Source organism: Halomonas sp. A29 (genome assembly GCF_046723295.1).
Lineage (GTDB): Bacteria > Pseudomonadota > Gammaproteobacteria > Pseudomonadales > Halomonadaceae > Halomonas.
The window spans coordinates 660,098-678,660 of sequence record NZ_JAXQPR010000001.1 but is presented as its reverse complement, the minus strand read 5'-3'; the positions used below and the strand labels follow the sequence as shown (position 1 = coordinate 678,660).

Sequence of the window (18,563 nt, the reverse complement as noted above, 5' to 3'; positions counted from 1 at the left end):
GGCTTGACGCGGAATGGTCGAAAACAGTGTTCGATGTGCGCTATCCTAAGCTACCGGGCGAAGCAATGCCGCCCCGAGATGTGTAACCTCCTGCGAGGAACTCGATGGCTCGTCCCAGACAGCATGCGCCCGAAGCGCTCCATGCCCAAGTCATGTCTGCATGCGATGACTGGCTGCAGGGCAACCCCGTGCATGCACTCTCGCTGCGCGCCTTGGCGCGCGAGGTGGGCTGTGCCCCGAGTACGCTGCTCAAACTCTATGGCAGTTTCGGCAACCTGCTGCAACACGTGAACATCGAAACCCTTGCGCGATTGCGTACGGTCATCGAACCATTGACCGAGGGAGCCCTGCCCGAACGCCAGCTAAGCGCCCTGGCTCTGGCCTACTGGCAGTTCGCCCAGCGCGAGCCGTTCCGCTGGCAGTTGCTGTTCGACTATCCGCTGGCCCAGGAGGGTGAGCTCGACCAGCGGCAGTCGGACATGATCGAGGCGCTGTTCCTGCGCGTCGAGACGAGTCTCAAGGAGTACCAGCCGGCACTCGGCGACCTCGAGGCCAGGCGCCTCGGGCGGACCCTGTGGGGCAGCGTGCATGGCCTGGTGCAACTGGGGCTCAACGAGCGCCTGGGCTACTGGCAGGGGCAGCAGCTCGAAGTGCCGGAGCTGCTCGATCAGCTGCTTTCCACAATCCTCGCCGGCCTGAGACACAGGTCCGATATCGCGTGAATCTCGTGCTATACGGGGTGCTCGGCTCCCTGTTGTTGCTGGGGGGCTGGCGCGCGGCGCGCGCCCCGCGACCGCTCATCCGCTTCCTCATCTTCCTGCTGGTTCACTGCTGCTATCGACTACGCTTGCGCGGGCTCGAGCACATACCTGCCAAGGGGCCGGCCGTAGTGGTGTGCAATCACGTCAGCTTCATGGATGCGCTGGTCATGGGCGGGGCGAGCCCGCGGCCGCTGCGCTTCCTGATGGATCGGCCGATCTATGAGTCGCCATGGCTCAACTGGCTGTTTCGCCTGGTGGGGGCGATTCCGGTGGAGTCCGACCGACGCGATCCCGGCAGCGTGCGTCGCGCCCTGGAGGAGGTCAGCCGGGCGCTGCGCAGCGGCGATGTGGTGATGCTCTTTCCCGAGGGGCGGCTGACGCCTGACGGCGAGGTGCATGCGTTCCGCCGTGGGCTCGAGACGATCCTGGCGCGCGACCCGGTGCCGGTGATCCCGGCTGGACTGGCTGGCCTGTGGGGCTCGTGGACCTCGCATCGTGATGGGCCGGCACTGTCCAAGCGGCCGCGGCGCTTTCGCGCGCGGGTGGCACTCTACTTCGGCAAGCCGATTCCATCACGGCTGGCGCGTCGCGAGCTGCTCGAGGCACGGGTGCGTGCGCTCAAGGCCGAGGCCGATGGCTGGGCCTGCCCGCTCAAGGCGACCACCTCGCCCCGCCGGCGCTGATCACTGCTGACGCTGGCGGCCGCTGCGTACCGCCTGCCAGCAGCGCGCGGCGGTGATCAGGTTGTCGCGAACCTCGAGGATCTCCATGCGAATACTGCCAATCTGCAGGCAGGCGGGTCCGTCGGGAAAGGCTTCCAAGTGTTCGAGGATCAAGCCGTTCAAGGTCTTGGGACCGTCGGTGGGTAGCTTCCAGCCCAAGGCGCGGTTGATGTCGCGGATGTTGGCGGTGCCATCGATCATGTGGCTGCCATCATCCTGGCGATGAATCTCCTCGTCCTGGCCGGCCACGTCGGTGGTGAATTCGCCAACGATCTCCTCGAGGATGTCTTCCAGCGTGACCAGGCCCTCCACGTCGCCATATTCATCCACCACGATACCGATGCGCCTCTTCTGCTTCTGGAAATTGAGCAGTTGGGTGTGAAGCGGCGTCGATTCGGGGATGAAATAGGGCTCGCGCGCTTCCTGCACGATCGAGGCCTTGGTCACCTCGTCCCGCGACAGGAAGCGTGCCGCATTGCGCAGGTGCAGCATGCCGATGATGTTGTTGATGTCGCCCTTGAACACGGGCAGGCGGGTATGCTGGCTGGTGCGAATCTGGGCCAGGATGGCTTCGAGTTCGTCGTCGAGGTCGATTCCTACCACTTCATGGCGTGGCACCATGATGTCGTTGACCGTGACGTTCTCCAGATCGAGGATCGACAGCAGCATCGCCTGATGGCGATGAGGTATCAGCGTGCCCGCTTCGTGCACCACGGTGCGCAGTTCGTCGCGGGAAAGGCTGTGGGTGCCGCCCTCTATTTCCTTCACACCGAGCGCCCTCAGCAGGCCGTTGGAGATCGCATTGACCAGCCATACCAGCGGATAGAGCACCTTCAGCAGCGGTTCCAGTATCAGCGAGGAGGGGTAGGCGATGCGCTCGGGCTTGATCGCGGCGTAGGTCTTGGGGCTGACCTCGGCGAAGATGAGGATCACGATGGTCAGGATCAGTGGGGCGACCGCGGGGCCGGTCACCTCGCCGAAGAAATGGATGGCGAGGACGGTGGCGATGGCGGCCGCCAGGTTGTTGACCAGGTTGTTGCCGATCAGGATCACGCCGATGAGCCGGTCCGGACGCGCCAGCAGCCGCAGTACCCGGCGGGCACGACTGTCTCCGCTATTGGCCTCGTGGTTCAGCCGGTAGCGGTTGATCGACATCATGCCGGTCTCGGAGCTCGAGAAGAAAGCGGAAAGACAGACGAGTAGGAAAAGCAGGCCGAACAGCAATCCCAAAGGGAAGTCGTCGCTCAAGGTCGTTGGATCCTCGCTGGCATGTCAGCCCCGTTTGTAGGTATTCGGCCCGGCAGTGTCAAGGCGACTTCCGATTCAGGTACGGTTGAGAATGACCTCGAGCACGAACTTGCTGCCGAAGTAGGCCAGCAGCAGCACGGCACAGCCACCCAGCGTCCAGCGCACGGCGCGCATGCCACGCCAGCCAAGCACATGATGGCTGATCAGCAGAATGGCGAAGATTACCCAGGCGGCCAAGGACAGAATCGTCTTGTGCGCCAGATGCTGGGCGAACATGCTCTCGACGAACATGAAGCCGCTGACGATCGACAAGGTGAGCAGCACCATGCCGGCCCAGATCAGCTCGAACAGTACCCTTTCCATGGTGGTCAACGGCGGCAGCACCTGGACCACACCGCGGGTGTGATGGTGGCGCAGGGCCTGATTCTGCAGCCCCAGCAGCACCGCCTGACAGGCGGCGATGAAGAGTATGCCGAAGGCCAGTGCCGAGCTCATGGCATGCAGGGCGATGCCCGGGGTCATGCCGCCGGTGCGCTCCGGGCTCGGCAGGCCCACCGCCAACAGCAGCGCCAGGCCCGATACCGGGAACAGGGCCACGGCCACGCTCAATACCGGCTTGGCCAGGCTCACGCTGAGCAGCAGAATCACCATGATTGCGGTCAGCATGACTGCGCTGGTCGAAAGGCCGGGCATCAGGCCTGGGCTCTGGTCGATCAGCTTGAAGGCCACGGGAAGATGGAACAACAGGCCCAGCAGGCCCAGGACGCGAACCAGGGCGGGACGCTGCGGCACGCGCCGAAGCAGCGTGAGCCCCTGCCAGGAAGCTGCACCCAGGTAAAGGATGAAGGCCATGATGGCCAGAGGAAGCGCCTGCATCGATTGTCGCCCGTGCGCCGTTGCCGGCGTCTGTGCATCTCGTGGTGAATGGAGTCTGCCGAGGTCACTATACCCAATCCTCGCTGCGGCGCACAGCCGTGGCGCATGGCCTCATGCATGGAGACTGGCCGCTGCAGGGCGTATAATACTGCCCAGATTCATCAACCGCTTTACCAGGGCTGTTCCGTCGCTGGGTGGACCGTCATCTCGCGCTGAGCGTGACGCTTCGCCGCAGGTGCCTCTTGCCAGGCGGCGAGACATTGCGCTGATCCGACAGCCCGACAGCCGGAGTGGCTTATGTTCCAGAATCTCAGCGAGCGACTTTCCCAGACGCTCAAGTCCATCAAGGGTCAGGCGCGCCTGACCGAGGACAACATCAAGGACACCCTGCGCGAGGTGCGTCGCGCGCTGCTCGAGGCCGATGTCGCCCTGCCGGTGGTCAAGGCCTTCATCGAGCGGGTGCGCGAGCGTGCGGTGGGCCAGGAGGTGTCGAAGAGCCTCTCGCCCGGGCAGCAGTTCGTCAAGATCGTCCAGCAGGAACTCGAGGCGATCATGGGCGAGGCCAACGAGGGGCTCTCGCTCAAGGGTTCGCCCGCGGTGGTGCTGATGGCCGGGCTGCAGGGTGCGGGCAAGACCACCTCGGTGGCCAAACTGGCGCGCTACCTGCGTGAACGCGAGAAGAAGAAGGTCCTGGTGGTCTCCGCCGACGTCTACCGTCCGGCGGCCATCGACCAGCTCGAAACCCTGGCGGGCGAAGTGGGCGTCGACTTCTTCCCTTCGCAGTCCGACCAGAAGCCGGTGGCGATTGCCGAGGCGGCGATCAGGCACGCCAAAATCCAGTTCCACGACGTGCTGATCGTCGATACCGCCGGCCGCCTGGCCATCGACGAGGCCATGATGGCCGAGATCGCCGAGCTGCACCGCGCCTGCCAGCCGCAGGAAACCCTGTTCGTGGTCGACGCCATGACCGGCCAGGACGCCGCCAACACGGCCAAGGCGTTCCACGAGGCGCTGCCGCTGACCGGCGTGATCTTGACCAAGGCCGACGGCGACGCCCGCGGCGGTGCGGCACTTTCTGTGCGCCACATCACCGGCAAGCCGATCAAGTTCATGGGCGTGGGTGAGAAGGTCGATGCCCTCGAGCCCTTCCACCCGGATCGGGTGGCCTCACGCATCCTCGGCATGGGCGACATGCTGTCGCTGATCGAGGAGGCCGAGCGCACCGTCGACAAGAAGAAGGCCGAGCAGCTGGCCAAGAAGGTCAAGAAGGGCGAGGGCTTCGATCTCGAGGACTTCCGCGACCAGCTCCAGCAACTCAAGAAGATGGGCGGCATGAGTGGTCTGCTCGGCAAGCTGCCGGGAATGGGCCAGATGGCCGAGATGGCTCAGGGGCCAGGCCCCGAGAAGGAATTGGGCAAGCTCGAGGCGCTGATCAACTCGATGACGCCCCAGGAGCGGCGCAAGCCCGAGATCATCAACGGCTCGCGTAAGCGCCGCATCGCCGCCGGGGCCGGCCTGCAGGTGCCCGACCTCAATCGCCTGCTCAAGCAGCACAAGCAGATGCAGAAGATGATGAAGAAGGCCGGCAAGAAGGGTGGCATGCAGAAGATGATGCGCGGTATGTCCGGCATGATGGGCGGCGGCGGTCCCGGAGGCCCTGGCGGTATGGGTGGCATGGGCGGTCCCGGTGGCTTCCCGTGGCGCTGATGGCAGAACTCGATAAAAGGGTTTCAAAGCGGGGCTGATTTCCGTAGAATGCTGCGTCTTCATGGCAGGACCGTGGCTCTGCCCGGCTGCACGCTTGTAAAGAAGCGCTGTTAAGAAAGTGACCGAATGACGCGAAAGCGGGTCCACGGACCCGCTTTCCTGGCAGTTGCCGAGAACCCCGGCCGTTAGCCGGGTCCGGCGCATCGGTATTAAACGTAACCTCAACCGAAGGATAGTCAACGCCATGGTTACCATTCGTCTGGCACGTGGTGGCGCCAAGAAGCGTCCCTTCTACCACCTGACCGTGACCGATTCACGCAACTCCCGCGACGGCCGTTTCATCGAGCGTCTGGGCTTCTTCAACCCGATCGCTCGCGGTCAGGAAGAGCGTCTGCGCGTCGATCTGGACCGCATCGCTCACTGGCAGGAGCAGGGTGCGCAGATGTCCGACCGCGTGGCCGAGCTGGTCAAGGAAGCCCGCAAGCAGGCCTGAGCCTGTGATGCCCCGGTGACATCATGAGCGAGCAGGCCGAACGCAGCGAGCGCGACGACCATCGCGAAGATCATGTGGTGCTGGGCAAGCTGACCAGCCCCTACGGCGTCAAGGGATGGCTCAAGGTCTACTCCCATACCAGCCCGATGGACGGCATCCTCGAGTACCCGCAGTGGGTGCTGAGGCAGGGCGGTGCCCTGACGCGTCATCGGCTGCTGCAGGGGCGGCGGCAAGGCAAGGGTCTGGTGGTCCAGCTCGAGGGTGTCGACTCGCGGGAGGCGGCCGAGCGGATGGCAGGGGTCGAGATCCTGCTGCCCAAGACCGACCTGCCCGAGCTTGGCGGCAGCGAGTATTACTGGCACCAGTTGGAAGGGCTCACGGTCGCGACCCGTGAAGGCATGGTGCTGGGCCGCGTCGCCTACCTGTTCGAGACCGGTGCCAACGACGTGCTGGTGGTCAGGGGCGACCCGGAAGGGACGCCGCCGGCCATCGATGATCGTGAGCGTCTGCTGCCCTTTCTTCCCGGCGAGGTCATCGTCGAGGTGGACCTGACGGGCGGCAGCATGACCGTCGACTGGGATCCGGAGTTTTGAGCACCGAGTCGGACAGCCATCCGAGCGGGTCGCAGGGCATGTGGATCGGTGTCGTGACACTGTTTCCCGAGATGTTCGAGGCCATTACCCGGCACGGCGTCACGGGACGGGCAGTCAGTCAGGGGCGGGTGGCGCTGGAGTTCTGGAATCCGCGCGACTACGCCAGCGACAAGCATCGCACCGTGGACGACCGACCCTACGGCGGTGGCCCCGGAATGCTGATGAAGGTCGACACCCTGCGCGCGGCCATTCACGATGCCCGCGTGCGGGCAAGTGAGGTCACGGGGCAGCGGCCCAAGGTCATCTATCTGTCGCCCCAGGGGCGCAGACTCGACCAGCAGGGTGTGCGCGAGCTGGCTTCCGGCCCCCCATTTGTGGTGGTGGCCGGGCGCTACGAAGGCATCGATGAGCGTATCGTCGAGAGCGACATCGATGAAGAGTGGTCGATCGGCGACTATGTGCTCAGCGGCGGCGAGCTGCCGGCCATGGTACTGATCGACGCCGCGGCAAGACTGGTTCCCGGCGTGCTGGGGCATCAGGATTCCGCGATCGAGGACTCCTTCAACGAAGGGTTGCTGGATTGCCCGCACTATACGCGCCCCGAGGAGATCGACGGGCGGCGGGTGCCGGATGTGCTGCTCAGCGGCCATCATGGCGAGATCCGGCGCTGGCGGCTCAAGCAGTCGCTGGGGCGGACCTGGCTGAGGCGCCCCGACCTGCTGGAAGGCAGGACGTTGAATGCCGAGCAGCAGAAGCTGCTCGAGGAGTTCATCGAGGAATACGCGCTGTCTACCCGATAGGCTGTCTATCCGGCTGGCAGGGCGGCGGTGCAGGACAGCGGCTCCCTGGGGAGCGTGGACCTGCGTCACCCATCATCTCCCGCGCTCTCGAGCCAGACTCGGGCGCCGGGATCACGCATTGCCCTTACTCGTAAAGAGTGGCGATGCCGAATATCGAGGAGTTTTGTCATGAGCAGCAAGAACAAGGTGATCCAGGCGCTCGAAGCCGAGCAGATGAGCAAGCAGGTGCCGGATTTCGCCCCGGGCGACACCGTCATCGTTCAGGTCAAGGTCAAGGAAGGTAACCGCGAGCGTCTGCAGGCCTTCGAAGGCGTGGTGATCGGCAAGCGCAACCGCGGCCTGAACTCCGCCTTCACCGTGCGCAAGATCTCCCACGGTGTCGGCGTCGAGCGTACTTTCCAGACCTACAGCCCGCTGGTCGACTCCATCGAAGTCAAGCGTCGCGGTGACGTGCGCCAGGCCAAGCTGTACTACCTGCGTGAGCGCAGCGGCAAGTCTGCCCGTATCAAGGAAAAGCTGTCGTAAGACACTCTGCGCGGGCGAGTCGCTGTGTTGCCCGATTCATTGCGCAGGCTGGAAGCCCCGCCACCGCTCACGCGGGGCGGGGCTTTGTCGTCACTGGGGCCTTGTCTTGGTCTTGAGTGCCTGGAATGAGTACCTGGAGTGAGTGCTTGGAGAGAGGGGCATGACCCAAGATAACCCATCCCTTGCCCTCATCGAGGCGTTCCTCGATGCCCTGTGGCTAGAGCGTGGGGCAAGCGAACATACCCTGGCAGCCTACCGTCGCGACCTGGAGGCCTGGTCCAGCCACCTGTCGGAGGCGGGTGGCGAACTGCTCGCGCCGGTTGAAGGCCTGTTGCCAGGCTGGCTCGATGAGCGTCGTGCCGCCGGCTATCAGCTGCGCAGCAATGCCCGGCTGCTCTCCAGCTTGCGCGGCTTCTATCGTTGGGCGCTGGCCGAGGGGTGCATAGCGCACGACCCGTTGGCCGAGGTTCGCCTGCCGCGGGTGCGGCCCAACCTGCCAGACACCCTCGAAGAGGACGAAGTGGAGCGCCTGCTGGCCGCTCCTGACCTTGCCACCGACCTGGGGCTTCGTGACCGAGCCATGCTCGAAGTGCTCTACGGTTGTGGCCTGCGCGTCTCGGAGCTGGTGGGGCTCAGCGTGGATGCCGTCAATCTACGCCAGGGCGTGGTGCGGGTTCGCGGCAAGGGCGACAAGGATCGACTGGTCCCGCTGGGGGAAGAAGCCGTACACTGGCTGACACGCTACTTGCGCAGCGCGCGTGGTGCGCTGATGAGCGATGTGACACGGCCGGCGCTGTTTCCCGGGCGTGGCGACAACTGCATGACGCGGCAGACCTTCTGGCACCGGATCAAGACGCACGCGCGCACGGCCGGTATCACGCGACCGCTGTCGCCGCATACGCTGCGGCATGCATTCGCCACGCATCTATTGAATCATGGGGCCAACTTGCGTGTCGTACAGCTGCTGCTCGGTCACAGCGACCTGTCGACCACGCAGATCTATACCCACGTTGCGCAGGCGCGACTCGAAGCCCTGCACGCCGACCATCATCCTCGAGGCTGAATCATGATCGTGTTATTCCATCGTCTTGCCGGCTCCCTGTTCGCCTTGGCCGTTCCCCTCGCGGTGCTCCTGCTGCCTGCCGCCACCCTGGCCGATGGTGCCGAGCGCCTGGCCGAGCGCCTGCAGGTCAGCGGCCAGCCAATGCCTGTTGCCAGCGTGCACGAGACACCACTGGCGGGCTTCTACCAGGTGCGTCTGGAAACCGGCGAGGCTTTCTACAGCGACGCCGAAGGAAAGTTCTTCCTGGTCGGCGACCTCTACGAAAACGGTGAGGGTGGGCTGACCAACCTGACCGAGCAAGCACGCAACGTGGAGCGCGCCGAGCAACTCGCCAAGGTGCCCGAGAGCGAGCGGGTCGTTTTTCGCGGCACCGGCGACAGCCGCGCCGAACTGGTCGTCTTTACCGATACCACCTGCCCATACTGCCGCCAGTTCCACGAGGAGGTGTCGACGCTCAACGAGATGGGCATTGAAGTACACTACCTGGCGTTTCCGCGTGCCGGCATGAATTCCCAGGGGGCCAGGATACTCGAGCAGATCTGGTGTGCCGACAACCGCAGCGAAGCGATGAACGCGGGCAAGCGCCAGGAAGCGATTTCAGGTAGTACCGACTGCGACAATCCGGTCGAGGACCAGTATCATCTGGGCATGGCCGTGGGCGTACAGGGCACACCGGCCATCGTACTGCCCGATGGCCGGCTGGTACCGGGCTACGTGCCCGCAGAGCGCCTTGCCGACATGCTCGGCCTGGCAAAATGATGGCAGACCAAGAGCTGCCGAATGCATGAACGCTGGACATTGACACCATCATGGGAGCAGGACATTGAAACCGGTGAGAGTGGGAATCTGTGGTCTGGGGACCGTCGGCGGCGGTACCTTCAACGTGCTGACGCGCAACGCCGACGAGATCGCGCGGCGGGCGGGCCGGCCGATCATCATCGAACAGGTAGCGCTGCGTAGCACCAACGCGGAGTGCGACCTCACCGGAATCAAGACCACCAACGACGTGTTCGAGGTGGCCCGCAACCCTGATGTCGACGTGCTGGTCGAACTGGTTGGTGGCTATGACCTGGCCCGCGAGCTGGTACTCACTGCCATTGCCAACGGCAAGCACGTGGTTACCGCCAACAAGGCGCTGATCGCCGTGCACGGCAACGAGATCTTCCGGGCGGCCCACGAACAGGGCGTCATCGTCGCCTTCGAGGCGGCGGTGGCCGGCGGCATTCCGGTGATCAAGTCGCTGCGCGAGGGCCTTGGCGCCAACCGCATCGAGTGGGTGGCGGGCATCATCAACGGCACGGGTAACTACATCCTTACCCATATGCGCAGCGAAGGTCGTGCCTTCGAGGACGTGCTTGCCGAGGCCCAGGCGCTGGGCTACGCCGAGGCCGATCCCACCTTCGATGTCGAGGGCATCGATGCCGCTCACAAGCTCACCATCCTGGCCTCGATTGCCTATGGCGTGCCGCTACAGTTCGAGAAGGCTTACACCGAAGGTATCTCCCGGGTGACGGCCGAGGACGTCGAGCAGGCCGACAACCTGGGTTACACCATCAAGCACCTGGGCATTTCCAAGCGAACCGAGCATGGGTTGGAGCTGCGCGTGCATCCGACCCTGATCCCCAAGGAGCGCCTGCTGGCCAATGTGCATGGGGTCAAGAACGCCATTGCCATCATGGGCGATGCCGTGGGGCCGACCCTTTACTACGGCGCCGGTGCCGGCTCCGAGCCAACTGCCTCGGCGGTAGTCGCCGACCTGCTCGACGTGGCCCGCGATATCACCACCGATCATCACTACCGTGTACCCTATCTGGCCTTCAGCGGTATCGGCGAAGGCGACGGCGGCATGCCGATCCTGCCCATGGAGGACATCGTCACCGCCTACTACCTGAGGCTGCTGGCGGTGGACCGCCCCGGGGTGCTGGCACGCGTGGCGACCATTCTCTCCGAGCAGGGCATCTCCATCGAGGCGCTGGTACAGAAGGAAGCCACCGAGGGCGAGCTGGTGCCGATCATCCTGCTGACCCACAGCTGCCGCGAAAAGCACATGAACGAGGCGATTCGGCAGATCGAGGCGATGGCCGACATCGCCGGGCCGGTCACGCGGATTCGCGTCGAGTCTCTGGATGAGCAGGAGTAAGGGCATGCGCTACATCAGTACCCGCGGGCAGGCGCCTGCGCTCTCCTTCGAAGAGGTCGTGCTGACCGGCATGGCCAGTGACGGTGGGCTCTACGTCCCGGAAGAGATTCCCCAACTCTCGCGCGAGAGTCTCGCTGCGATGGCCGGGCTCTCCTACGCCGAGATCGCCTTCCGCGTGATGCAGCCGTTCGTCAACGGCGAGATCGACGACGATACGTTCCGCGGCATCGTGCGCGATGCCTACGCCACCTTCAGCCACGACGCCGTGGTGCCGCTCAACCAGCTCGACGCCAACCACTTCCTGCTCGAGCTGTTCCACGGCCCGACGCTGGCGTTCAAGGACGTCGCCCTGCAACTGCTCGGCCGCATCCTCGACCACTTCCTGGCCAAGCGTGGCGAGCGCGCCGTGATCATGGGTGCCACTTCCGGCGACACCGGTTCGGCGGCCATCGAGGGCTGTCGCCACTGCGACAACCTCGATATCTTCATCCTGCACCCGTACAACCGCGTCTCCGAAGTACAGCGTCGCCAGATGACCTCGGTGCTGGCCGACAATGTCTTCAACATTGCCATCGAAGGCAACTTCGACGACGCCCAGGCCATGGTCAAGGCGAGCTTCGCCGATCAGGGCTTCCTCAACGGCACGCGCCTGGTGGCGGTGAACTCGATCAACTGGGCGCGCATCATGGCCCAGATCGTCTACTACGTGGCAGCCGGCGTGGCACTGGGCGCGCCGCATCGTCAGGTTAGCTTCTGCGTGCCTTCGGCCAACTTCGGCAATGTCTTCGCCGGCTACATGGCCTACCGCATGGGCCTGCCGGTCAAGCAGTTCATCATCGCCACCAACGCCAACGACATTCTGCACCGTACGATTGCCGCCAACGATTTCTCCAAGCAGGAACTCAAGGCGACTCTGGCGCCATCCATGGATATCGTGGTGTCGTCCAATTTCGAGCGCCTGCTGTTCGAGGCCTACGAGCGCGACGGCCATGCCGTGGCGGCGTTGCTCGAACGCTTCCAGAATGAGCCCGCGGCGCTGGCCGAGGCGCCACTGGAGCGGCTGCGAGCGTTGTTCGCCAGCTACAGCGTCGACGATGCCACCATCCTCGAGGTGATCCGCGAGGCGCACCACCGCACCAAGGAAGTGCTCGACCCGCACACCGCCACCGGCTACCGCGCCGCCGAGCGGGCGCGGGCCGACGCCGAGACGCCGATGATCACCCTGGCCACGGCCCACCCGGCCAAGTTCGCCGAGGCGGTGGTCAAGGCGGGCTTCCCCGGCGTGCCGCTGCCGCCGCACATGGACGGCCTGCTGGAGCGTGAGGAGCGCTACACCGTGCTGCCGGCGGAGCTGACAAAGGTGCAGGCGTTCGTGGCGGAAAATCGTCGCTAAAGCTGAAGGCCGGAGCCTGTAGCGAGGGTGCCGGGGAAAGGCCTCGGGGAGGCTCGATGCCGCTGGCGCCAGATGCCTGCTCAGGGCTGATCCGGCGACAGGCCTACGAGGGGGCGCTGTAAACCCTTCCCTGGGCGCTACTTTTGCCATCCATGGCAAAAGACCCCCTCTTTGGCCTGTCCCCGGCGCCCTTCGCTCGGCACGCCGTTTCCATCGCCGTTTCCATCGCCGTGTACCATCAGATGCGAACCAGAGGAGTCAGGCTTGGACGCCGTGACCGACCCCATCGATCTTCACGCCCGCCTCAAGCCGCGTCTGCTGCTGCGCCCACGCAACGAGGCTCTCTACGCCCGCGCGCTCGCAGAAGGGCTGACCGAGCTGCAGGCCCGTGTGCTCGCCGGCCGCCTGGCCGACTACGACGGAGAGCTTGCACCGCTCACCCAGCCCAGCCTGCGCTATCTCGAACACCCGGAGCGCCTGGCCGACGGCCGTCGCGCCGCAGAGCGTATCGCCCAGGCCGTGGTGGATGGCGAGCATATCGGCATCCTTACCGACTACGATGTCGATGGCATCACCTCCCACGTAGTGATCCGGCGCACTCTGGTGGAGCTTTTTGGCGTGCCGGAGTCGCGGCTGCACAGCCTGATCGGCCATCGCATCCACGACGGCTACGGTATCAGCCTGCCGCTGGTGGAGCGGACATTGAGGCTCAAGCCGCGGCCGAGCCTGGTGATCACTGCCGACTGCGGCAGCTCCGACGAGCCGCGCATTGCCCGGCTCAAGGCGGCGGGCATCGATGTGGTGGTGAGCGATCACCACGCCCTGCCGGTGGAAGGACCGCCGGCCTCGGCTCATGCGGTGGTAAATCCCACGCGCAACGACTGCCAGTACCCGGATCGCACCATTGCCGGCTGCATGGTGGCCTGGCTGGTCATGTCGCTCACCCGCAGCGTGCTGATCGAGTGGGGAGCCATTCCCGAGGCCACGCCCAAGCTCTCTGCCTGGCTCGCCTACGTGGCGCTGGGTACCGTGGCCGACTGCGTGTCGCTGGGGGCGAGTCCGACCAACCGCGCCGTGGTCAGCCATGGCCTGACGCTGATCAATCGCATGGAAGCCGCCTGCTGGCGTGCCATGGCAGCGCGCCTGGGCGAAGACAGCGTGCCTTTCTCGGCCGAGACGCTGGCGTTCCAGATGGGGCCGCGCATCAACGCTCGCTCGCGCCTCGACGACCCCTATGCCGCGTTGCACTTCATGCTTGCGGCCGACGACACCACCGCGATACGCCATCTGCAGACGCTGGACGACGACAACCAGTCACGCAAGGCGATCGAGGCGGAGATGGTCGAGGAAGCCCGCGCCCTGGCTCTATCACAGTTGGAAACCGACCAGCCGGCGCTGGTGATCTTTCTCGATAGCGGCCATCCCGGCGTGCAGGGCATCGTTGCCTCACGTCTGGTGCAGTCTTATGGACGCCCCGCGCTGGTGCTGACTCCCGCTGCGGCTCCCGGCATGCTCACCGGCTCGGGGCGTTCCATCGAGGCGTTGCACCTGCGTGACGCACTGCAACGCACCTTCGAGCTCGCCCCCGAGGCGCTGCCGCGCTTCGGCGGTCACCGGGGTGCGGCCGGGGTCGGCGTGCCGGTCGAGCAGTTGGAGACATTCCAGGCGGCTTTCCTGCAGGCGGTGGGCGAACAGCTGGGAGGTACCGAACTCTACCCCCATGTACTGACCGATGGCGCACTTACCCCCGAGCAGTTCCAACTGGCCACGCTGCTTGAGCTGGAAGCGTTGGGGCCCTACGGCAGAGAGTTCGATGCGCCGCTGTTCGATGGGGAGTTTCTGGTCGAGTCGATGCGCTCCGTGGGTGCCGACGGCACCCATCTCTCGATGCATCTGTCCACGGGCGCCACGAGCCTCAAGGCGATCTGGTTTCGCGCGCTCACGCCGGGGGAACTGCCACCCTTCAACATGGGTGACAGGCTGCGCTGCGCCTATCGACTCAATCGCAACCGCTGGCGAGGCCAAGAGTCGCTGCAACTGATGGTGGAGTACGCCGAGCCGTTGAACAGCGGGTCAAGCCGGTGAGCGAGATCAAGGATGCGACAGGTCTTTCTCGCTAGAATCCGACTTCGTTCCGTCACAGTCGCTCCCACTCCCTAGGAAAAGTGAATGGATTCGCAAGATCTGCCCATCGACCCCCATCGCCTCTACGAGGACGTGATGGCCATGTTGGTGGGCACGCTGTTCGTGGCCCTCGGCGTCAGTTTCTATACCCAGGCACTGCTGCTCACCGGCAGTACCGCCGGCATGGCGTTCCTGCTGCAGTACGCCACCGGCTGGCGCTTCGGGGTGTGGTTCTTCCTGATCAACTTGCCGTTCTACTACCTGGCGGTGAAGCGCATGGGCTGGTCGTTCACCCTGCGTACCTTCGTCGCCATCGCCTTGGTATCGCTGTTTTCCGAGCTGACCGGCAAGTGGATCTCCTTCGAGACCCTGAATCCGCTCTATGCCTCGCTGATGGGCGGAAGCCTGATCGGCATCGGCATGCTGGTGCTGTTTCGCCACCGCACCAGCCTTGGCGGCATCAATATCCTCGCGCTCTATTTGCAGGGCCGTTACGGGCTACGTGCCGGCTACGTGCAGCTCGGTATCGACGGGCTGATCATGCTCGTCGCATTACTGGTGCTGCCGGCTGATCGGGTAGGGCTCTCGGTGCTGGGCGCCGTGGCGCTCAATTTGATCATTGCCCTTAACCACAAGCCCGGCCGCTACATGGGTGTTTCCTAATAATTAGGCCAGACGCCTGGTGTAGCCAGCTCGATCAGGTGCCCGTCCGGATCACGGAAGTAGAGGCTTTCACCGCCGCGGGGCCAGTGGGTGCGTCCCTCGATGATTACGCCGTGGTCGTCTAACTGACGTTCCCAGGCTGACAATGACTGGGCTGTAATGGCAAAGGCGAGGTGGACTCGCCCCTTGCCGTCGTGTGGCGGGATGGTGCCCATGTCGTTGGGCAGCACTACGGTTTCCAGGGTCTCGCCTTGTAGGAACAACAGCAGCACTGAACCGGCGCCGGCATCGTAGGCGGTAAAGCGGTGGTCGGCATTGAAGGGCTCGAGTCCCATCACGCCTTCGAAGAAGACCCGCGCCCGATCCATGTCGTCAACGTAGAGCGCGGTTTCAAGAACGCCGTTGAGCTTGGGCATGGCTTTCTCTCCTTCTGCCATATGCTTTCAGCTTAGCAGGTGCTTCCCGTTTGCCTGGGAGCTGGTCGGCCAGACGTCTGTTGCGGCATCCGAGGATGGGGAATGCTGTCCGCGAAAGAGGAAAAGTTCAGCGGCCTAGGCTTAAATTGGACTAAAGTATTAGTATTTCTAGCATTAAAACGAACGTTTGGCCTTGATCCGGACGGATGTTTGGCGAAAACTGGCTGAGTAGGGCACCGCTCCGGGGAGGGCGGAACAAACAACCAGCTCCAGCTCGCATCTGGAAGAGGACGTCGAATCATGCAGAACAAGTTCAACAGGATTACTTGGGCCGTAGCCATTGCCGCTGCCGCCTTCGCCAGCCAGGCCAACGCCGGTGGCTACCAGATCAACGAGCAGAGCGTCAGCGGCCAGGGTTATGGCCACTCCGGACGGAGCTCCAACGTCAACGATGCCACCATCGTCTTCGGCAACCCGGCGGGCATGTCCTTCCTCGATCGCGCCCAACTGACCGCGGGCGGCACCTATCTGAACGTCAATAGCCGGATTCGCAATGCCGAAGCGACTCGCTCCAACCTCCTCACTGGTGGGTTCGCTCAGCCGGTGGACGGGTCCTCTGAAGGCGACATGGTGCCGGGCACCCTGATTCCCTTTGCCTTCTATGCGCATCCGGTGAATGAGCAACTCGCCTTCGGCTTCGGCGTCTATGCGCCGTTCGGCTCCAAGACCGATTATGAGGACGGCTTCGTCGGTCGTAATCTGGGCAACTACACCGAACTGCGTGTCATCAGTGCCCAGCCCACCGTCTCCTACCGCTTCAACGACCAATGGTCGGTGGGTGCCGGTGTCACCTATAACCGCGTGGACGGGGAGCTCCGGCGCCAGGTTCCGCAGCCCGGTTTTGGCATGGCGGATCCAGACCAGGACCTGGACTCTCGGGTGGAAGGTGACGACGATGCATGGGGGTATAATCTGGGCATCATGTTCCAGCCGGTTCCTGAAACCACGCTGGGCCTGACTTACCGTTCGAAGGTCGATTACACCCTTACGGGACACTACAGGGCAACCAACCCGGATGGCACTGTCGCTACCAATCCTCTGACAGGCGCAGCGTTGGAGGACAATGCACGCTTGAATCTGGTGACGCCGGAAACCGTCAACTTCTCCGTGACTCAGCAGATGAGCGACCGCTTGAAGCTGATGGCGGGTGCTTCATGGGTTCGCTGGAGCCGCTTCAATGAAATCCATGTAACCAACGATGCGGGCGATACGATTACCCGTGAAAGGCAGGATTATTCGAATGCCTGGGCTTACGGTGTCGGCGGCGAGTACCAGCTCAATCCGCAGCTTGCCCTGCGTGCCGGTGTCACTCTCGACTTCACGCCCACCAGCGACCAGTACCGCAGCGCGCGGATTCCCTCGGACGATCGCCGTATCTTCTCCATTGGCGCCGGCTGGACGCCCATGGATAACCTGACGCTGGACTTCGCCTACTCCTACCTGACCGAGCGTGGTACGCAAGTGGATCAAACGCGCACGGATCATGCCGGGACAATAGCGGAAACTGAGCTGGCCTACTCCGCCGACTACAAGAACGAAGCCCACGGCTTCGGCGCTCAGCTGACCTATCGCTTCTGAGCCAGTCGAGCGCTTGAACTGAAACGAGCCTGAGAACAAGGCCCGGCCATAGCCGGGCCTTGTGCTTTTTGGCAGCGCTAAGCCGCCTGATCGAGAAAGACGGCCCACGTGTCGGAGTTTGCCGACGGCACCGGCTGGTGAGGGTGCGCCATAGCGCCGAATTCGCTACAATAAGCGCCTTTTCCGCGCCGTCCGCCTACAGGCTCGATCCGTCAGGCTGCGGCCGATTTTTCCCTAGCGAATCAGGCGAGCGAGCCCATGCTGGAAACCAACCCCATTCACAACCTCATCAAGGACCTGGCCGAGCGGACAGACGTCCTGAGGGGGTATCTTTGACTATGCCGAACGCAAGGATCGGCTAGAGGAAGTCTCCCGCGAGCTGGAAGACCCGAACGTCTGGAACGACCCCGAATATGCCCAGAAGCTGGGTAAGGAGCGTGCCTCGCTGGAGGTCATCGTCGAGACCATCGACGAGCTCGACCAGGGCCTGGCGGACAGCCGCGACCTGCTCGAGCTGGCCGAGATGGAGGAGGATGAGGATACCGTCGCCGAGGTGCAGAAGGAGCTCGACGGGCTTCAGGAAAGCCTGGCCAAGCTCGAATTCCGGCGCATGTTCTCCGGCGAGATGGACGCCAACAACGCCTATCTCGACATCCAGGCCGGCTCCGGCGGCACCGAGGCCCAGGACTGGGCCAACATGCTGCTGCGCATGTATCTGCGCTGGTGCGAGCACCACGGCTTCAAGACCGAGATCGTCGAGGTTTCTGCCGGTGAGGTGGCGGGTATCAAGTCGGCGACCATTCACGTCCAGGGCGACCACGCCTTCGGCTGGCTGCGCACGGAGACCGGCGTGCATCGCCTGGTACGCAAGAGTCCGTTCGACTCAGGCGGCCGGCGCCATACCTCCTTCGCCTCGGTGTTCCTGTCGCCGGAGGTTGATGACAACTTCGAGGTCGAGATCAACCCCGCGGACCTGCGCACCGACACCTACCGCTCCAGCGGCGCGGGCGGCCAGCACGTCAACACCACCGATTCGGCAGTACGTATCACCCACGAGCCCACCGGTATCGTGGTGGCCTGCCAGAGCCAGCGCAGCCAGCACGCCAACCGCGACTTCGCCATGAAGCAGCTCAAGGCGAAGCTGTGGGAGCACGAGATGCAGAAGCGCAATGCCGCCAAGCAGGAAGCGGAGGATGCCAAGTCCGACATCGGCTGGGGCAGTCAGATCCGCTCCTACGTGCTCGACGATCAGCGCATCAAGGATCTGCGGACCGGCGTGCAGACCAGCAACTGCGACCGAGTGCTGGACGGCGACCTGGATGCCTTCATCGAAGCCAGCTTGAAACAGGGCTTGTAGCCCCGGGTTTCGAGCCGCGGGTCACGAGCGGTAGCCAGTCCGCT

18 protein-coding genes are annotated in these 18,563 nt (G+C 64.1%); 15 read left to right on the top strand and 3 right to left on the bottom strand.

Annotated features, from left to right (window positions below):
• The first annotated feature begins 104 nt into the window (after positions 1 to 104).
• A complete protein-coding gene (locus SPH52_RS03300) occupies positions 105 to 722 on the top strand; it encodes a TetR/AcrR family transcriptional regulator (RefSeq protein ID WP_411793562.1) in 618 nt (205 codons plus the stop codon).
• A 38-nt stretch (positions 723 to 760) separates the two neighbouring features.
• Positions 761 to 1,444 (top strand): 1-acyl-sn-glycerol-3-phosphate acyltransferase, encoded by a 684-nt coding sequence (locus SPH52_RS03295; protein WP_411793606.1) that lies wholly within the window; start codon positions 761 to 763, stop codon positions 1,442 to 1,444.
• Here SPH52_RS03295 and SPH52_RS03290 read toward each other — a convergent pair whose 3' ends face one another.
• Positions 1,445 to 2,731: an HlyC/CorC family transporter gene (locus tag SPH52_RS03290; protein WP_411793561.1), complete on the bottom strand. Its 1,287-nt coding sequence runs from the start codon at positions 2,729 to 2,731 to the stop codon at positions 1,445 to 1,447. It abuts the gene before it with no gap.
• Between the two features lie 75 nt (positions 2,732 to 2,806).
• Complete coding sequence (locus SPH52_RS03285) at positions 2,807 to 3,607, bottom strand: inner membrane protein YpjD (protein WP_411793560.1); 801 nt, start codon at positions 3,605 to 3,607, stop codon at positions 2,807 to 2,809.
• Positions 3,608 to 3,904: 297 nt separating this feature from the next.
• On the opposite strand from SPH52_RS03285, the gene ffh reads away from it, so the two are divergent.
• From ffh to SPH52_RS03230, 11 genes are all read left to right on the top strand, one after another.
• Positions 3,905 to 5,314, top strand: coding sequence for a signal recognition particle protein (ffh, locus tag SPH52_RS03280; protein WP_411793559.1), 1,410 nt, complete (start codon positions 3,905 to 3,907; stop codon positions 5,312 to 5,314).
• A gap of 244 nt (positions 5,315 to 5,558) precedes the next feature.
• Positions 5,559 to 5,807 carry a 30S ribosomal protein S16 gene (gene rpsP, locus SPH52_RS03275; protein WP_411793558.1) on the top strand — a complete coding sequence of 83 codons (249 nt, stop codon included), beginning with the start codon at positions 5,559 to 5,561 and terminating at the stop codon, positions 5,805 to 5,807.
• Between the two features lie 23 nt (positions 5,808 to 5,830).
• Positions 5,831 to 6,400, top strand: coding sequence for a ribosome maturation factor RimM (gene rimM, locus SPH52_RS03270; protein WP_411793557.1), 570 nt, complete (start codon positions 5,831 to 5,833; stop codon positions 6,398 to 6,400).
• 38 nt (positions 6,401 to 6,438) lie between these two features.
• Positions 6,439 to 7,200, top strand: coding sequence for a tRNA (guanosine(37)-N1)-methyltransferase TrmD (gene trmD / locus SPH52_RS03265; protein WP_411793605.1), 762 nt, complete (start codon positions 6,439 to 6,441; stop codon positions 7,198 to 7,200).
• A gap of 168 nt (positions 7,201 to 7,368) precedes the next feature.
• Entirely contained in the window at positions 7,369 to 7,725 is a 357-nt protein-coding gene (gene rplS, locus SPH52_RS03260) for a 50S ribosomal protein L19 (protein WP_411793556.1), read from the top strand.
• 160 nt (positions 7,726 to 7,885) lie between these two features.
• Positions 7,886 to 8,788, top strand: a complete 903-nt coding sequence (gene xerD / locus SPH52_RS03255; protein ID WP_411793555.1) for a site-specific tyrosine recombinase XerD — start codon at positions 7,886 to 7,888, stop codon at positions 8,786 to 8,788.
• Between the two features lie 3 nt (positions 8,789 to 8,791).
• Complete coding sequence (locus SPH52_RS03250; RefSeq protein ID WP_411793554.1) at positions 8,792 to 9,547, top strand: DsbC family protein; 756 nt, start codon at positions 8,792 to 8,794, stop codon at positions 9,545 to 9,547.
• Between the two features lie 64 nt (positions 9,548 to 9,611).
• Positions 9,612 to 10,928, top strand: coding sequence for a homoserine dehydrogenase (locus tag SPH52_RS03245; RefSeq protein WP_411793553.1), 1,317 nt, complete (start codon positions 9,612 to 9,614; stop codon positions 10,926 to 10,928).
• Positions 10,929 to 10,932: 4 nt separating this feature from the next.
• Positions 10,933 to 12,321, top strand: a complete 1,389-nt coding sequence (gene thrC, locus SPH52_RS03240; RefSeq protein ID WP_411793552.1) for a threonine synthase — start codon at positions 10,933 to 10,935, stop codon at positions 12,319 to 12,321.
• Positions 12,322 to 12,594: 273 nt separating this feature from the next.
• A complete protein-coding gene (locus tag SPH52_RS03235) occupies positions 12,595 to 14,406 on the top strand; it encodes a single-stranded-DNA-specific exonuclease RecJ (RefSeq protein ID WP_411793604.1) in 1,812 nt (603 codons plus the stop codon).
• An 84-nt stretch (positions 14,407 to 14,490) separates the two neighbouring features.
• Entirely contained in the window at positions 14,491 to 15,108 is a 618-nt protein-coding gene (locus SPH52_RS03230; RefSeq protein ID WP_411793551.1) for a YitT family protein, read from the top strand.
• On the opposite strand, the gene SPH52_RS03225 is transcribed toward SPH52_RS03230, so the two are convergent.
• Positions 15,105 to 15,524, bottom strand: coding sequence for a VOC family protein (locus SPH52_RS03225; RefSeq protein WP_411793550.1), 420 nt, complete (start codon positions 15,522 to 15,524; stop codon positions 15,105 to 15,107). The genes SPH52_RS03230 and SPH52_RS03225 overlap by 4 nt on opposite strands.
• 300 nt (positions 15,525 to 15,824) lie before the next feature.
• Here SPH52_RS03225 and SPH52_RS03220 point away from each other — a divergent pair, with 300 nt between their 5' ends.
• On the top strand, positions 15,825 to 17,162 hold the full coding sequence (locus SPH52_RS03220; RefSeq protein ID WP_411793549.1) for an OmpP1/FadL family transporter: 1,338 nt from the start codon (positions 15,825 to 15,827) through the stop codon (positions 17,160 to 17,162).
• 258 nt (positions 17,163 to 17,420) lie between these two features.
• A protein-coding gene (gene prfB, locus SPH52_RS03215; protein WP_411793548.1) for a peptide chain release factor 2 occupies positions 17,421 to 18,519 on the top strand; the annotation gives its coding sequence in 2 pieces (ribosomal slippage) (positions 17,421 to 17,495 and positions 17,497 to 18,519; 1,098 coding nt in all).
• The last annotated feature ends 44 nt before the right edge of the window (positions 18,520 to 18,563 follow it).

Excerpts from the sequence above, each read along its gene's own strand:
- SPH52_RS03300 (WP_411793562.1), top strand. The coding sequence starts at position 105 with ATGGCTCGTCCCAGACAGCATGCGCCCGAAGCGCTCCATGCCCAAGTC.
- SPH52_RS03285 (WP_411793560.1), bottom strand. The coding sequence starts at position 3,607 with ATGCAGGCGCTTCCTCTGGCCATCATGGCCTTCATCCTTTACCTGGGT.
- ffh (WP_411793559.1), top strand. The coding sequence starts at position 3,905 with ATGTTCCAGAATCTCAGCGAGCGACTTTCCCAGACGCTCAAGTCCATC.
- rpsP (WP_411793558.1), top strand. The coding sequence starts at position 5,559 with ATGGTTACCATTCGTCTGGCACGTGGTGGCGCCAAGAAGCGTCCCTTC.
- rimM (WP_411793557.1), top strand. The coding sequence starts at position 5,831 with ATGAGCGAGCAGGCCGAACGCAGCGAGCGCGACGACCATCGCGAAGAT.
- trmD (WP_411793605.1), top strand. The coding sequence starts at position 6,439 with ATGTGGATCGGTGTCGTGACACTGTTTCCCGAGATGTTCGAGGCCATT.
- rplS (WP_411793556.1), top strand. The coding sequence starts at position 7,369 with ATGAGCAGCAAGAACAAGGTGATCCAGGCGCTCGAAGCCGAGCAGATG.
- xerD (WP_411793555.1), top strand. The coding sequence starts at position 7,886 with ATGACCCAAGATAACCCATCCCTTGCCCTCATCGAGGCGTTCCTCGAT.
- SPH52_RS03250 (WP_411793554.1), top strand. The coding sequence starts at position 8,792 with ATGATCGTGTTATTCCATCGTCTTGCCGGCTCCCTGTTCGCCTTGGCC.
- thrC (WP_411793552.1), top strand. The coding sequence starts at position 10,933 with ATGCGCTACATCAGTACCCGCGGGCAGGCGCCTGCGCTCTCCTTCGAA.
- SPH52_RS03230 (WP_411793551.1), top strand. The coding sequence starts at position 14,491 with ATGGATTCGCAAGATCTGCCCATCGACCCCCATCGCCTCTACGAGGAC.
- SPH52_RS03225 (WP_411793550.1), bottom strand. The coding sequence starts at position 15,524 with ATGCCCAAGCTCAACGGCGTTCTTGAAACCGCGCTCTACGTTGACGAC.
- SPH52_RS03220 (WP_411793549.1), top strand. The coding sequence starts at position 15,825 with ATGCAGAACAAGTTCAACAGGATTACTTGGGCCGTAGCCATTGCCGCT.